The organism is Shimia sp. NS0008-38b (genome assembly GCF_040370365.1).
In the GTDB taxonomy this organism is placed as follows: Bacteria; Pseudomonadota; Alphaproteobacteria; order Rhodobacterales; family Rhodobacteraceae; genus Shimia.
The window spans coordinates 675,675-691,213 of record NZ_BAABWQ010000003.1; the positions used below are offsets into that span (position 1 = coordinate 675,675).

At 55.1% G+C, this 15,539-nt stretch carries 13 protein-coding genes; 7 read left to right on the forward strand and 6 right to left on the reverse strand.

The features are described from left to right. Positions 1 to 121 precede the first annotated feature (121 nt). Positions 122 to 1,816 carry a flotillin family protein gene (locus tag ABWV47_RS15485; RefSeq protein ID WP_353313394.1) on the reverse strand — a complete coding sequence of 565 codons (1,695 nt, stop codon included), beginning with the start codon at positions 1,814 to 1,816 and terminating at the stop codon, positions 122 to 124. Positions 1,817 to 1,863: 47 nt separating this feature from the next. Further along, complete coding sequence (locus ABWV47_RS15490; RefSeq protein ID WP_353313395.1) at positions 1,864 to 2,556, reverse strand: YqiJ family protein; 693 nt, start codon at positions 2,554 to 2,556, stop codon at positions 1,864 to 1,866. Positions 2,557 to 2,721: 165 nt separating this feature from the next. Here ABWV47_RS15490 and ABWV47_RS15495 point away from each other — a divergent pair, with 165 nt between their 5' ends. After that, a complete protein-coding gene (locus ABWV47_RS15495) occupies positions 2,722 to 3,198 on the forward strand; it encodes a helix-turn-helix domain-containing protein (protein WP_353313397.1) in 477 nt (158 codons plus the stop codon). Here ABWV47_RS15495 and ABWV47_RS15500 read toward each other — a convergent pair. Next, positions 3,187 to 3,990 carry a crotonase/enoyl-CoA hydratase family protein gene (locus tag ABWV47_RS15500; protein ID WP_353313399.1) on the reverse strand — a complete coding sequence of 268 codons (804 nt, stop codon included), beginning with the start codon at positions 3,988 to 3,990 and terminating at the stop codon, positions 3,187 to 3,189. The genes ABWV47_RS15495 and ABWV47_RS15500 overlap by 12 nt on opposite strands. A gap of 100 nt (positions 3,991 to 4,090) precedes the next feature. Here ABWV47_RS15500 and ABWV47_RS15505 point away from each other — a divergent pair, with 100 nt between their 5' ends. From ABWV47_RS15505 to ABWV47_RS15515, 3 genes are all read left to right on the forward strand, one after another. Further along, on the forward strand, positions 4,091 to 4,285 hold the full coding sequence (locus ABWV47_RS15505) for a SlyX family protein (protein ID WP_353313401.1): 195 nt from the start codon (positions 4,091 to 4,093) through the stop codon (positions 4,283 to 4,285). A 141-nt stretch (positions 4,286 to 4,426) separates the two neighbouring features. After that, positions 4,427 to 7,945 carry a DNA polymerase III subunit alpha gene (gene dnaE, locus ABWV47_RS15510; RefSeq protein WP_353313403.1) on the forward strand — a complete coding sequence of 1,173 codons (3,519 nt, stop codon included), beginning with the start codon at positions 4,427 to 4,429 and terminating at the stop codon, positions 7,943 to 7,945. Positions 7,946 to 8,333: 388 nt separating this feature from the next. Next, on the forward strand, positions 8,334 to 10,361 hold the full coding sequence (locus tag ABWV47_RS15515; protein ID WP_353313405.1) for an FAD-dependent oxidoreductase: 2,028 nt from the start codon (positions 8,334 to 8,336) through the stop codon (positions 10,359 to 10,361). A gap of 127 nt (positions 10,362 to 10,488) precedes the next feature. On the opposite strand, the gene ABWV47_RS15520 is transcribed toward ABWV47_RS15515, so the two are convergent. Together ABWV47_RS15520 and ABWV47_RS15525 are read right to left on the reverse strand one after the other, a co-directional pair. Beyond that, positions 10,489 to 11,394: a LysR family transcriptional regulator gene (locus tag ABWV47_RS15520; RefSeq protein ID WP_353313407.1), complete on the reverse strand. Its 906-nt coding sequence runs from the start codon at positions 11,392 to 11,394 to the stop codon at positions 10,489 to 10,491. A 148-nt stretch (positions 11,395 to 11,542) separates the two neighbouring features. Then, positions 11,543 to 12,220 carry an ArsR/SmtB family transcription factor gene (locus ABWV47_RS15525; protein WP_353313409.1) on the reverse strand — a complete coding sequence of 226 codons (678 nt, stop codon included), beginning with the start codon at positions 12,218 to 12,220 and terminating at the stop codon, positions 11,543 to 11,545. 72 nt (positions 12,221 to 12,292) lie between these two features. On the opposite strand from ABWV47_RS15525, the gene ABWV47_RS15530 reads away from it, so the two are divergent. Together ABWV47_RS15530 and ABWV47_RS15535 are read left to right on the forward strand one after the other, a co-directional pair. Then, positions 12,293 to 12,616 (forward strand): NIPSNAP family protein, encoded by a 324-nt coding sequence (locus ABWV47_RS15530; protein WP_353313411.1) that lies wholly within the window; start codon positions 12,293 to 12,295, stop codon positions 12,614 to 12,616. Continuing rightward, a complete protein-coding gene (locus ABWV47_RS15535; protein ID WP_353313413.1) occupies positions 12,613 to 12,969 on the forward strand; it encodes an antibiotic biosynthesis monooxygenase family protein in 357 nt (118 codons plus the stop codon). The genes ABWV47_RS15530 and ABWV47_RS15535 overlap by 4 nt, the downstream gene beginning before the upstream one ends. Positions 12,970 to 12,993: 24 nt before the next feature. On the opposite strand, the gene ABWV47_RS15540 is transcribed toward ABWV47_RS15535, so the two are convergent. Continuing rightward, positions 12,994 to 13,812 carry a sulfotransferase family protein gene (locus ABWV47_RS15540; RefSeq protein ID WP_353313415.1) on the reverse strand — a complete coding sequence of 273 codons (819 nt, stop codon included), beginning with the start codon at positions 13,810 to 13,812 and terminating at the stop codon, positions 12,994 to 12,996. Between the two features lie 147 nt (positions 13,813 to 13,959). On the opposite strand from ABWV47_RS15540, the gene ABWV47_RS15545 reads away from it, so the two are divergent. Continuing rightward, entirely contained in the window at positions 13,960 to 15,537 is a 1,578-nt protein-coding gene (locus ABWV47_RS15545) for a DUF5928 domain-containing protein (protein WP_353313417.1), read from the forward strand. Positions 15,538 to 15,539 lie beyond the last annotated feature (2 nt).

A 15,539-nucleotide genomic window follows, 5' to 3' on the forward strand; every position in this document is an offset into this window, starting at 1 on the left:
GGGCAAGGAAAGCCTTTGTAACACGGCAACACGTAGGGGGCGCATTCCCTGCGCACCACCGCGCCCACGCAAAAGCCCCCAGCGCATCGCCGGGGGCCCAAACCAGATTTATATCGCAGGCTTACTGAAGCGTTTCCGCCTCTTCTGCCTTTGCCTCAACCACGGGCACATCCGCACCATTTGGCTGGGCGTCCACAGAAGCCTTTGGGGCAATCAGACCATTGGTCACACCACTCAAACCATCCTCAAGGCTGATACCCAGCTCCTTGCCGAGCGCCTGCATCGCGGGCATTTGCAACGCCATGCCCAACACGCTGTCCAGCGCCTGATTGACCGGCGTGCCGCTCTCACCGGAGCCCGCGCCAGAGCCGGCACCGTTCATACCGGTCACCTGATGGATCTTGATGCTGTCGATCTTCTCGGCAGGTTTCACCATCTGCTCCACGATCTGCGGCATTGCCTCAAGCATCGCCAAACGCAGCTTCATCTCGATGATGTCGCGGCTCAGCTCGTTTTCAGAGTTCGCAATCGCGGTCTGACCTTCCGCGGTTGCCAGCAAGTCAGCCTTTTTCGCTGCCGCCCGAATGGTCAAAGCGTCCGCATCCGCCTGCGCCTCTTCCATACGCGCCGCTGCCCGGTCGCTGGCGGCATCTTTCTCCGCCGCAGCGGCCAAACGGATGGCTGTGGCCTGACGCTCCGCCTCTTTCTGGGCCTCAATCAACGCGATCTGCTTCTGACGTTCGGCCTCTGCAACCGCACGTGCGGTTTCAATCGCCTCGCTGGCTTTCTTCGCCTCAGCACGCGCCGCATCCGCAGACGCCCGCGCTTGGCTTTCTTCCTCAGACTTGCGCGCAACAATGATCTGACGCTCTTGGTCCGCGACTTCCAGCTCACGCTCTTTGGCAATCTCGCTTTCGCGAATGGTGCGCTCGCGTTCAATCTCAGACGACCGGACCGCGCGCTCCCGCTCAATCCGCGCCTGCTCTTTGGCCTTGTCGGATTCTTCCTGCTTCAACGCAATCTCCGCTTCCTGTACGGCCTGCATCATCTGGATTTCACGCTCCTGATTGATCGACGCTTCTTTCTGTTCGCGCTCAATCTCATATTTGCGCTTCTCAGCTTCCATCTCAGAGCGGGCCACAGACACTTCGGCCTCGGCTGTGATTTCCGCACGCTCCTTACGTGAGGTTGCAATCACCGCTGCCAATTTCTGCATCCCAATCGCGTTAAACGCGTTGTTTTCATCCAAACTTTCAAACGGGGTCTGATCCAACGCGGTCAACGACACCGCCTCAAGCTCCAGACCGTTTTTCAACAGATCCTCTGAGATCGCATTCTGCACCTCCTGAACAAAAATCGCGCGGTTTTCGTGCAGCTCATCCATGGTCATCTGCGCAGCCACCGCCCGCAAACCATCCACCAACTTACCTTCGATCATCTCCCGCAACTGATCGACATGGAATGTGCGATCCCCCAGCGTCTGGGCCGCGCGCGAAATCCCGTCTTCGGTGGCATTCACCGACACATAGAATTCGACACCAACATCCACCCGCATCCGGTCTTTGGTGATCAGGGACTGTTCATTCACGCGCGCCACTTCAAGGCGCAGCGTCTTCATGTTGACCTTGGAAATCTCGTGCAGGAACGGCACCACAACTGTGCCCCCATCCATGACAACCTTGCGGCCGCCAGATCCGGTCTTCACCAAAGACATTTCTCGTGTCGCGCGTTTGTACAAGCGCGCCATAATCAAACCGATGAACAACAAAAGGCATACGATGGCACCTGCGAACGTAAGTATAGGCATGAAAGTCATGTCAACTCCTCAATTATTTGATTTATCTGTGTGTTTTAGGCGTGCGATCAGATCACAAAGAACTGGTCGCCGCGCTTGCGAATGATGGTGACGTCGCTGCCTTGGTCAAAGGTGGCATCGTCCTCCAAGGGCTCCACGCGCAGGTAGTGCGTGTTGCCATGGCGGTCTTTGATTTTGGCCTCCGCCGGTCGGCCACGGGCCGCTTGGCCCTGGGTGATGACGCCGCTGTAGCCGCCCAGATGGCGGGCGCGCAGCGCCGTGGTTTCGGTCTTGGGCATCAACAGCGCCACCCAATTGGACAGCACCCGCGTGCCAACCAAGGCTGGTAGCAGCGCCACCAGAGAGGCAATGGACGGTGACAAACCTTTGCCAAACATCGCCGAAATCCCGGCCTGCAATGTCAGTCCAATCAAACCAAACAAGGTCAGCAAAGAGACAAACCAGATCAGGAATGGCACACCGCGCACCCCCAACCAGCCCAACAGGCCTGCGGGCGATGCCGCGTCAACACCATCAGCCACATCCAAATCCGCCTCTGGGGCATCCAGATCAAGGTCAAGCCCGGTGGCCAGATCAAAGTCCGCATCTACGTCCAAATCGATCTCAGCACCTTCAGCGCCTGCACCCAAAACTGAAAATCCGAGCACCGAGCTCAAAACTTCCAAAACAAACAAAGCTCCCACCACGGTCAGCGCGACCGCAAATGGCAATGACTGTGGGTTCAAAAACACTTCAAGCATGTATTTTCCTCAAAATTTCCCCTTAGAACTCAAATGTGACAATTGATATATGTGCATTGGATGTCCATTTTACAACCTATATATGTAATAATTGTATTGCAGGGCCAAGAGTATTATGTGTCCTACGTACAATTTGTCAGATCGTGTTGGAGGTAGACGGGCATCGTGGAAGATTTTATCCAACGCAGGCGCCTTGCGCGCATCGTGGATCAAGCCGCAAAGAGCGCCGAAACCTGGCCAACACCGGAAAGCGGTTGGATCTCCACAATGCGTCGTGCACTTGGAATGTCGGCAGATCAAGTGGCCCGCCGCAAAGGTGTGAGCCGCAATGCGGTCTATCAGGCAGAGCGCAGTGAGAAAGACGGGGCGGTCTCGCTCAAACAGATGGAACGCTTGGCAGACGCCATGGGAGGGAAATTTGTCTACGCCATTGTGCCCAAGGAACCTGTTGAGCGCTTGAAATACGCGCAAGCTGTGGCCACCGCCCAAGAGCTGTCACGGACCGAAGACGGGTTTTCCAGTTGGTCGCAGGAGGATCAGGAAGACTGGCTGGACGACAAAGCCGCGGAGCTGCTGCACGACATGCCAGGGTATTTCTGGTCCCTGCGGACGGACATCTCCGACCCAAACTCAGATATCTGAGAACCCGCCACCGCGCCCCCTGCCCGCTGCAAATCTTGCGGCACCTGTTTGCCCTTCGGTTGCAAACATCTCAAAAGACGCCCACTCCCGGCGCAACGCTGTGGCCAAGTCTACGCCACTCATTTGGGCGGATAAGACGTCTGCCCGCATGCAGCCCTGCGGAAACCGCGTCAGGCCGTCTGCCAACTGCAAAGCCTCCGCCAGCGCCTGCCCCTCGGCGCACAGCCGATCCACCAACCCAATGTGATGTGCCTCCTCGGCGTCCACCGGCCGCCCGGTCAAGATCAGATCATTGGCCCGACCTTGGCCAATGAGACCGGGCAACCGGACCGTGCCACCATCAATCAACGGCACCCCCCAACGGCGACAAAACACCCCCAACACGGCGGATTTTGCAGCCACACGCATGTCACACCACGCCGCCAACTCAAGCCCGCCCGCCACTGCGGGACCTTCGATTGCGGCAATCACCGGTTTGGACAACATCAACCGCGACGGCCCCATGGGCCCCATCAACGGTTGCAGCCGCGCGTCCTGCCAATCGTCGGGCATCATCACAGCGTCTTGCCATGCCTGCCCAACACCGTTTGCGGCCGCTTTGAGATCAAAACCCGCACAAAAGCTGGCGCCCTGCCCGGTCAGAATGGCCACATCCACGCTGACGTCCGCCTCAAAGGCCATAAACGCCTCATACAGCGCAAAGGCGGTTGTCGGGTTCACCGCATTGCGCACCTCGGGACGGTCGATCGCCACAATGCGCACCCGCCCTTGATCTGTTACCAATACTGTCATGACGATCCTCCTGCGCTGATCCCAACAGGGCGCGATCCGCTGCGCAAACAAAACGCCACGTCGCTTGACCTTACTGCCCACCCCAGCTTATGCCGCCTACATGGAACACCTCGAAGAAAAAATCGCCCACCTGACCCGTACAGTGGAAGACCTCAGCGACGTGGTTGCGCGCCAAGACGCTGAGATTGCTGTGCTGACACGCCGGGTCCAGATGTTGATGGAACGCGAAGCCGGCCGTGACACCGATGGTGGCGGCGCTGTGGTGATGGGGGATGAGCGCCCACCACACTACTGAGTTGCGTGTTTCGGTGGCTCAGCTGCGCTGAGCCTGAGGGGCGCTGCCCCCGACACATCTTTGATGTGCCTCCCCCGCAATATTTCGCGCCAAATGAAGTCTGTCGTTTTCTCTTGGGGTACGCTGAGATAGCTTGCAGCCATGAGCACTGATCCCCGATTCATTCACCTGCGCGTCCATACCGAATACTCTCTGCTTGAGGGGGCGGTGCGCGCCAAGAAACTGCCTGGCCTGTGCACCAGCATGGGCATGCCGGCAGTCGCAATGACCGACACCAACAGCCTGTTTGCGGCCTTGGAGTTCTCGGTCACAGCGCAAGACGCGGGCATTCAGCCCATTGTCGGCTGTCAGGTGGATCTGCAGATGCCACATGACGACCCAACCGGGCGCACAGCCGTGCCCAAACCTGCGCCCATCGTGCTCTTGAGCCAAAATGAGACGGGTTATGAAAACCTGATGAAACTGTCGTCGTGTCTGTATGTGGACAAGGGTGACCAGCTGCCTCAGGTCACATTGGAAGAGCTTGCACAACGCTCAGACGGGTTGATCTGTTTGACCGGCGGGCCGGACGGACCAATGGGCCGCCTGATGCGCGACGGGCAGCGTGACGCCGCACAGGCCATGATGAGCCGTTTTCAAACGATCTTTGCCGACCGCCTGTATGTCGAGCTTCAGCGCCATCCCGGTGAGGATGGCAAACCGGACGCCGAACGGCTGACCGAGCGCGGCTTTGTTGAGATGGCCTATGCCATGGACATCCCTTTGGTGGCCACCAATGACGTCTATTTCCCCACCACAGATATGTATGAAGCCCATGATGCGCTGATTTGTATCTCTGAGGGCGCCTATGTTGATCAACAGGACGGGCGCCGCCGCCTGACGCCGCAGCATTACTTCAAGTCACCGGAAGAAATGATCACGCTGTTTGCCGATCTGCCTGAGGCGATTGAGAACACCGTAGAGATTGCCAAACGCTGTGCCTTTGCCACCTATCGCCGCGATCCGATCCTGCCGAAATTTGCAGATGACGAGGTGGCGGAGCTGCGCCGCATCGCCAACGAAGGTTTGCAAAAACGTCTTGCGGTGATCCCGCATGCGGTCAGCGTGGAAGACTACCAAGCGCGGCTGGACTTTGAGCTGGACATCATCGAGGGCATGGGCTTCCCCGGTTATTTTCTGATTGTTGCCGACTTTATCCAATGGGGCAAAGATCAGGACATCCCGGTCGGTCCGGGCCGGGGGTCTGGGGCCGGGTCACTGGTGGCCTATGCACTGACCATCACCGACCTAGACCCATTGCGCTACTCGCTGCTGTTTGAGCGGTTTTTGAACCCGGAACGGGTATCGATGCCTGACTTTGACATCGACTTCTGCATGGATCGCCGTGAAGAGGTGATCAAATACGTGCAGGAGAAATACGGCCGCGACAAAGTTGGCCAAATCATCACCTTTGGTGCGCTTCTGTCCAAGGCTGCCGTGCGCGACATCGGGCGCGTGTTGCAGATGCCTTATGGGCAGGTGGATCGGCTGTCGAAACTGATCCCGGTAGAAGGCGTAAAACCCATGTCGATCGCTGACAGCCTGAAAGAAGAGCCACGTCTGCGCGAAGAGGCCAAAAACGAAGAAGTGGTCGACCGACTTCTGACCTATGGCCAACAAGTCGAAGGGCTGTTGCGCAACGCCTCGACCCACGCGGCTGGCGTGGTGATCGGGGACCGCCCGCTAGATGCTTTGGTGCCGCTCTATCAAGACCCGCGCTCTGATATGCCGGCCACCCAGTTCAATATGAAATGGGTCGAGCAAGCGGGTTTGGTGAAGTTTGACTTTCTGGGTCTGAAAACCCTCACCGTCATTCAAAACGCCATTGAACAAATCCACAGCACAGGCCGCCCGTTGCATATCGCCGCGGATGGCACACAGCTGTATGAGCCCGCCGAAGGGGCCGAGAACCAGATCAACGCCATCCCGCTGGATGATGAGCCGACCTACAAGCTCTACTCCGCCGCCAAAACCGTCGCGGTGTTTCAGGTGGAATCCACCGGCATGATGGATGCGCTCAAGCGTATGAAGCCGACCTGTATTGAGGACATCGTGGCACTTGTGGCGCTCTATCGCCCAGGCCCGATGGAGAACATCCCAACCTATTGTGAGGTGAAAAACGGCCTCAAAGAAATTCAATCCGTGCACCCGCTGATCGACCATATCCTTGAGGAAACCCAAGGCATCATCGTCTATCAGGAACAGGTAATGCAGATCGCACAGGTCATGGCCGGCTACTCGCTTGGTGGGGCCGACCTGTTGCGTCGCGCGATGGGTAAGAAGATCAAAGAGGCGATGGACGCCGAGCGCCCCAAATTTGAAAAGGGCGCAGCCGAAAACGGTGTGCCAGCCAAGAAAGCCAGTGAGGTGTTTGACCTTCTGGAGAAATTTGCCAACTACGGCTTTAACAAATCTCACGCCGCGGCCTATGCGGTGGTCAGCTATCAAACCGGCTGGCTGAAGGCCAACCACCCTGTGGAGTTTATGGCCGGGGTGATGAACTGTGATATTCACCTCACCGACAAGCTGGCGATCTATTTTGAGGAAGTGAAAAAGGCGCTGAAGCTGCCGTATGTGCCGCCCTGTGTGAACCGCTCTGATGCGACGTTCAAAGTTGTGGATGGCGCGTTGGTTTACGCGTTGGGCGCGCTGAAAAACGTCGGATTGGAGGCGATGCGCCTGATAACCGATGGACGCAAAGTGGATGGCGCCGACAAACCTTTTGCCACGTTGTTTGACATGGCCCGCCGCGTGGATTTGAAACGTGTGGGCAAACGTCCACTGGAAATGCTGGCGCGCTCAGGGGCGTTTGACCAACTTGATGGCAACCGTCGCCGGGTGATGGAGAGTCTGGATGGCTTGGTGAATTACTCTGCGGCGATCCACGATCAAAAGAGTTCCAACCAAGTGTCGTTGTTTGGTGAGGCGGGGGACGATTTGCCAGAGCCGCGCCTGTCACCTGCGGGCGACTGGCTTCAGGCAGAACGACTTGATGAAGAGGCCAAGGCAATTGGCTTTTTCTTGTCGGGCCACCCGCTGGAAGACTACATGGCGCCGCTGAAACGCAAAGGCGTTCTGACGCTGGACGAGCTGACCGACAAAGCGCGCGGCGGGCCGTGCATCGCCAAGCTGGCCGGACGGGTGTCAGGCCGGCAAGAACGCAAATCTGCGCGCGGCAACCGCTTTGCCTTTGCCCAGCTCTCAGATCCGACCGGCGCTTATGAGGTGACCATTTTCTCAGACACATTGGAGAAATGCCGCGAGCATCTGGAAACAGGCTCCAAAGTTGTGGTGACCGTGAAAGCAGAGATGGAAAGTGACCAGCTTAAGCTTTTGGCACAAAGCATGACCCCGGTGGACACGATTGTGGCAGATGCGGGTGTCTCCGGTCTGAAAATCTATGTGGATGACGCACGCGCGGTGGGGCTGGTGGCCAATATTCTGGAAGGCGCCAAAGAGAGCATGCAGAAGATGCCCAAAGGCCCGGTGATGTTCTGCCTCACCAATATGGAACTGCCCGGTGAGGTCGAGATTGACGCAGGCGCAGGCTTCCCAGTGAATCCCCAGATCAAGAGCGCGTTGAAGTCGGTTGAAGGTGTGATGGCGGTCGAAGAGGTCTAACGACCCGGCGGGGCTCTCCCGCCACCGGGTCGGGCGCAGCGCAGCTGCTTGACCGGTGTTGGGCATGGCTCAGCACAGCTGAGCCTGAGGGCGCTGCCCGCACCTGCGCCTCTAGCTTTCAGGGCCATACCCGAGATATTTGGCGCCAGTCGGCAAGGACACGCAACGGTCGGTGCGTTTACACCTGAGACGCGGTCGACATAGCGCACCTCCGTAAAACAGTCGCAATACCGACGTGATACCGACACCAAGATCGAGGGTTAATCTGCCCAAATGAACGCAACGGCATCAGGTTCGCTCTGCGGTTTTGACGCCGCGTCGAGCGTGACTTTGGGTGTACTTTACGTTTTGGTCAACCTGAAATGAGGAGGCACCATTGGAGGCACCTATGACCAATTATCCGCACATGTTGGCCCCGCTTGATTTGGGTTTCACCACACTGAAGAACCGTGTCCTGATGGGCTCGATGCACACAGGCCTTGAGGAGACCAAGGACTGGAACCGTGTCGCCGAGTTCTACGGCGAACGCGCCCGTGGTGGTGTGGCTTTGATCGTGACCGGCGGCATGGCACCAAGCCGGGAGGGCGGTGTTTTTCCAGGCGCAGCAGGGCTGTTTTCCGACGATGATATCGCCAACCACAAGGTGGTCACAGACCGCGTTCACGAAGGTGGTGGCAAGATCGCAATGCAAATTTTGCACGCCGGTCGTTACGCCTATGGACCAGAATGTGTCTCAGCCTCTGCGATCAAATCCCCGATCTCGCCATTTCCACCAAAGGAATTGGATGAAGAGGGAATTGAGAAACAAATTCAAGACTTTGTAACAGCCACTGTTCGAGCGCGCGAAGCCGGATATGACGGTGTGGAGATCATGGGCAGCGAGGGGTATTTCCTCAACCAGTTCATCGTCACCCACACCAACAAGCGCACCGACCGTTGGGGCGGATCGTATGAAAACCGCATCCGTTTGCCGATCGAGGTGGTGCGCCGATGTCGCGAGGCAGTGGGCGAAGACTTCATCATCATCTATCGTTTGTCGATGATCGATCTGGTGCCCAATGGTTCCACCCACGACGAGGTGGTACAGCTTGCACAAGCCGTTGAAAAAGCAGGCGCAACCATCATCAACACCGGCATCGGCTGGCATGAAGCGCGCATCCCGACCATCGCCACTTCGGTGCCCCGCCGTGCTTTTGCCTGGGTCACCAAAAAGCTCATGGGCAAGGTCAGCATCCCTGTGATCACCTCCAACCGCATCAACACACCGGGCGTGGCCGAAGAGGTGCTGGCGGAAGGCTGCGCGGATATGATTTCCATGGCGCGGCCGTTTCTTGCGGACGCGGATTTTGTGGCAAAAGCAGCTGACGGCAAAGGCGATCAGATCGCCCCATGCATTGGATGTAATCAGGCCTGCCTGGATCATACATTCGGTGGGAAACTCACGTCTTGTCTTGTGAATCCAAGAGCTTGCCACGAAACGGAGTTGCCAATCCTTGCAACAAAAGATGTGAAATCCATCGCTGTGGTGGGCGCAGGTCCGGCTGGTCTTGCGGCAGCAATGACCGCTGCACAGCGCGGCCACAAAGTCACATTGATTGACCGTGCATCGCAACTTGGCGGACAGTTGAATGTGGCCAAACAGATCCCTGGCAAGGAAGAATTCTGGGGGTTGGTGGATTGGTATAAAGTAATGATCGATGATCTCGGCATCAACGTGAAACTCAGTACCGAAGCCACTGTAGACATCCTCAGTGGCTATGATGACGTCATCATAGCCACTGGCATTATGCCGCGCGATCCAGGCATTCCAGGACAAGATCGGCCTGAGGTACTCAGCTATCTCGACGTGCTGCGCGACAAGAAACCAGTAGGTCAGAAAGTTGCTGTCATAGGCGCTGGAGGAATTGGGTTTGATGTTTCCGAGTTCCTGGTTCACGAAGGTGACAGCCTGACTGAGAACCTGCCAGAATGGATGCAGGAATGGGGCGTGAGCGACCCTTCCGTGCACCGCGGTGGGCTAGCGCCTGACGGGCCACAACCACACGCCCCCGCCCGTCAAGTGACGCTGATGCAACGCAAAGCCAAGGCACTTGGCAAGGGGCTTGGCAAAACCACTGGATGGATTCACCGCGCGGCGCTCAAGATGAAAAATGTCGAGATGTTAGGCGGCGTAAACTATGAGAAAATCGATGACGATGGGCTGCACATCTCCTTTGGAGAGGCGCGCGAAAATCCACGGGTGATCGCAGTCGACAACATTGTGATCTGCGCAGGCCAGTTGCCAAATCGGAGCTTAGCAGACTCCCTGGAAACAGAAGGTGTCACTTGCCACGTAATCGGCGGTGCAGATGTCGCAGCTGAACTGGACGCAAAGCGCGCGATCAACCAGGGCACCCGGCTGGCAGCCTCGCTTTAAGCCGACACCACATCACAATGAGAGTAGCGCGAAAGCGCTCCTCTCTGACATGAAAAAAGGCCCGACAAAACTGCCGGGCCAAAGTTGCTTTCAGGGAAAGCCAGGGAAAATTAGGGAACGTTTTGATTTACCAAGCGGTTGGACCTTTGTCGGCAAAAGCATGCACCAAGAAGTCGATGAACGCGCGCACCTTGGGTTGCGTGAACCGACCGGGCGGATACACCGCATAGATGCCTTGGGTTTCAACTGGAAGATCAGGGATCGCCTCTTGCACCAAACCCTGATCCAACGCGTCTGCATAAAGAAAGCTCGGTAGATACGCGATTCCCAGCCCAGCTTGCGCCGCATTCAGCAAAGATTGTCCATCGTTCACAGACAACCAGCCCGCGGTACGCACCTGACGTTTTTCACCCGACGGTGCGGTCAACTTCCAAACGGCCCCGTTGGATTGGCTGGAATAGTGCAGAAGTTTGTGGTGGTTCAGGTCGTCAATCTTTTCGGGGCGACCATATTTCTCAAAGTAAGCAGGCGAGGCGATCATCCGCTTTGTGGTTTCCGTTAACTTGCGCGCCCGCAGGGTGCTGTCTTCGAGCTCCCCAATGCGAATGGCCATATCGAAACCTTCGGAGATCAACTCCACATAACGATTGTTCAACACCATGTTCACTGTAATATCTGGGAATTCGCTAAGGAACTCACCTAAGACCGGTGACAGGTGGTTGACACCAAAATCCGTGGCCACCGAGATACGCAACAATCCTGAGGGTGCCGATTGCATGGACGTGACAAGCGCATCTGCTTCTCCAGCATCATTGAGCACGCGGCGAGCACGATCGTAATAGGCGAGGCCAATCTCTGTTGGCGACACACGTCGTGTTGTTCGGTTCAACAAACGTGCGCCAAGGCGCGCCTCAAGAGAGGACACATGTTTGGAAACGGCGGATTTTGAGATGCCCATTTTCTTGGCTGCATCTGTAAATCCACCCTGATCCACCACGGTGGCAAATGCTTCCATTTCGGTCAGGCGGTCCATTTTATCGTCCTCTAGTTTCTTCCTTGGACACAATAAATGACGGTGAAATCAGGCAGGATAAGGGCAGAGGCCGGACAATATCGGGGTTTTGCTTAGATCGTTTTCGGTGTGGAAACAGGGAAACGGTGGGTTTCCACCCGAGCTTCAGTTAGCCAAAGAGCTTTGAAAACTTGCGTTCACCTGAGGCCGTGAACTCAACAATGCGGGAGTCAGAAACGCGACACGCCCAGCCGCTCTCCAAAAAATGAGAGAGCAACGCACGGCCCAACTTTCCGGCCAAATGTGATTTGCGTTCAGACCAATCCAAGCACTCACGGCACATCGGGGCACGCGACTTTGGCAAGGTCGAAACGTCTAAATTCATTGCTGCGAGAAACCACCTCCCCTCTTCGGTGAGGCTTAGTGTGCCATCGTTTTTCATCAAGAACCCACCCGCAGTCATAGATTGATACATCTGCACGCCCATATCACCAGCCAAGTGATTGTAGCACACACGTGCTTTGCGCAGCGCCACCTCTTTGGGTCCGGTTCTTGTGCGCAAGTGACCAACATGCGCCGCAAATCCCATGAGCGTTTCGAGCACCATGGCCACTTCATCATCAGCAAGTGTATAGTATTTATGCCGCCCAGATTTCCGTGACACGATCAATTTGCCCGCTTCCAATCGCGACAGATGTGACGAAACCGTTTGCGGCATAACACCCGCCTCATTGGCCAGCTCCGTCGCGGTCAACGCCTTGCCGCTCATTAAGGCTGTTAGAACATTGGCGCGCGCCGGGTCGCCAATCAAAGACGCAATACGTGCTATATCAGGGCCGGATTTCATACTTCGACCATGACCGAAGCATTACACACAGACAACCCGCTATGTGTCTCCTCGTTACCGAAGGAGACCAATATGCTGACATGCATCATCCAATATCGAATTGACCCAACCAAGAAATCACAGTTCGAGCAGTACGCACGAAACTGGGGGCAAGCCATTCCCCGCTGCGGAGCGGATTTGGTCGGCTATTTTGCCCCTCACGAAGGCTCCACATGCTTGGCGTATGGGATCTACAACGTCAAAAGCCTAGCCGACTACGAAAATTACCGAGCGCGTTTGGCCCAAGACCCACTTGGTCGGCAAAACTATGAGTTTGCTCAAAGCGAGAAGTTTCTACTGCGAGAGGAACGGTCTTGGCTCAAACTGGCTTCAGCCCCACATGGCGATTTATCATGATTGCGGTGATTTTTGAAGTCGAACTCAAAGAGGGCATGCGCGAAGCGTATCTGTCAGTTGCCGCGTCCCTGATCTCTACTTTAAGCGAAATCGAAGGTTTCATTTCGGTCGAGAGATTTCAAAGCGTCACACAGCCAGACAAGCTGGTGTCTCTGTCGTTCTTCTTGTCGGAAGATGCTGTGATGCAATGGCGACAGTCTGCTGATCACCGATTTGCGCAACAGCAAGGGCGGCGTGCTATTTTCTCAGACTATAGGCTTCGCGTCGCAAATGTGTCGCGTGACTATGGGCTCACTGAGCGCTCAGAGGCACCGGATGACAGTGCGTCCTTTCACGAAGATCCCAAGACATAAACAAAAGACTGACCAAGCTTCTGGTCAGTCACCCAGCTTAGCGTGAACTTCATCTAGGTCGATTTCACCAATCGGCATTTTGTTTCCCGGGTTTTCAAAATCATATTTGAAAAGGTGAAAATCCCGTTTGTAAATTTCATAAACAAGGTGCATCGAGAGATCATCAAAGTAGTCTTCAACCGGATGCGCCCGTTTGGGACCATGTCCTTCAGATTCATTGAACCGTGGAATTTTTGCAAGATCGATAGCATGTGGCGTCTCGACACTGTCGAGCACTTGCTGCATCCCGTCGTTGAACTGCTCTGTCCAAAAGATCTTGTCGTAGGAGCCACCATTCACAATGAACGTAGATACATGGCCCGACATCGCAGACCAGTGAATATCCGGGTCCATGGGGCGGCGCCAACGAATGGTATCACGCGTGAACAATAAGAATCGGCGAAAACTTTGAATTTGGTCAAACTCTTGTTTGCCATCATCGCCTCCAACTTCGATCCCATATTTTTGGATCAGCATGGGCACCAAGTTGCCGCGGTAACGTTTTCCATTACGCTGAATCCCGCAAATTTTGTCGAAGAACGATGAGAGAATGCGAGTGTAGGGATTGCGCACGCAGGTAAATGCATAAGAGCTGTGCTCCCGTACATTGTCAGTGATGGGCTGATGACTTTCTTCCAGCGCCCACTTGTGCATGCCACCTTTGGCGTCGTGTATATCCCCATCATAGAAAGTCCCATGATCCGAATAAAACATGATCTGCCCAATGGTCGAACATGCGCATTTCGGGACAACCCGATAAACAACGCTTTCGCTCTCGGTCATCCAAGTGCCGGGAAAACCCATAGTCTGCCTCCATCGCCGCCGCGACTAGCTCATTTGCCACGATCTAAATGCGTATCAAAAAAATCCAAACAAAGCCTGTTTATTCAACGCACTTTCATCTTTAAATGGATAATGACACAACGTCAAAGTGGGGAATGAAGAAGCTAGATGGCGAGAATTGCTTATATTCTTCTGTGTCACAAGGATCCCGAAGCGATCGTCAAACAAGCTGAACGTCTTACAGCGACCGGCGACTATATCTCCATCCATTTTGATGCCCGCGCCAACCCCGAGCATTTTCGAATGCTTCAAGCCGCCTTGGGTGCCAATGAAAATGTGGCCTTTGCTGAAAAACGGATTAAATGCGGTTGGGGAGAATGGTCACTGGTCGAGGCCACGCTCTATGCCGTTGAAACCGCTGTAAAACGCTTTCCTAGAGCGTCTCATTTTTACATGGTTTCGGGCGACTGTATGGTGATCAAATCGTCGGAATACATCCATAAGTTTTTGGACGACAACGACGTAGACTTCATTGAAAGTTTCGACTTTTTTGAGAGCGAATGGATTAAGACCGGCATGAAAGCCGAACGGTTAATTTATCGACATTGGTTCAACGAGAGAACGCAAAAAAGACGTTTCTATGCGGCGTTCAACCTACAAAAAAAATTGGGATTGACCCGCGAAATCCCAGCTGACCTTCAAGTGATGATCGGGAGCCAGTGGTGGTGCCTGCGGCGTCAAACCGTCGAAGCAGTTTTGCATATGACGAAACAGCGTCGTGACGTAATGCGATTTTTCCGCACCACGTGGATACCAGATGAAACCTTTTTTCAAACGCTCGTCCGCCACCTCGTTCCAACTAATGAAATCCGCACCCGAACTCTAACGTTTTTGATGTTTACCGACTACGGAATGCCGCTCACATTTTACAATGACCACTACGATCTGCTGCTGAGCCAAGATTATCTTTTTGCACGCAAAATCAGCCCTGACGCGCTCGAACTTAAGGACCGCCTCGGGCAGCTTTACGCAGAGAAAGGCGTGGATTTCCAGATTTCTGCTGAGGGACCTAGCCTGTTCAAATTTCTGACGGGGCGAGGGCGACAAGGCAAACGATTTGCCAGCCGTTTTTGGGAAACAGAAAGTACGCTGGGGCGCGACCGGGAACTAATGCTGCTTGTGTGTAAAAAATGGCACGTCGCCAAACGGTTACTCGATAAAATTGGCAATGTGACAGATATTCCAACGATCGCCTATTTGTTCAATGAGGAAGGTACGCCACTACCAGACCTTGGTGGGATCCAGTCAACTTTGGGAAAGCGCACCAGACACAGGCGCGCGCTAATGCGCATGCTTTTTGACTATTACGACACCAACAGGCTTGTTGTTTGCCTAGATCCAAGTGCGCTTGATCTGATGCAGGACTTCTTTGATGATCGCTCTGTTACCCGCATGTTGGAAATTCAATGCGATTTTTCGGAACAATATTTGAATGGCCATGCTATTCGCATCGGATTGGCCGGGGATCAGACGCCGGCTGACACATTGGCGAGAATTCTGCCCACCATACGGCGCGACATTTTCAACGAAAGCGATCGTATTCGTGACGCAGGGTTTGAGAACATGATCCGAATGGTGGAAAACACCTCCGAAGATGAACACACTGAGGCCATCATGTCGTTTCTGCACGTCCCAGAGGATCAGGCACGAGAAATCGCGCGAACCAGCTATTTGTTCAGTGATTGACG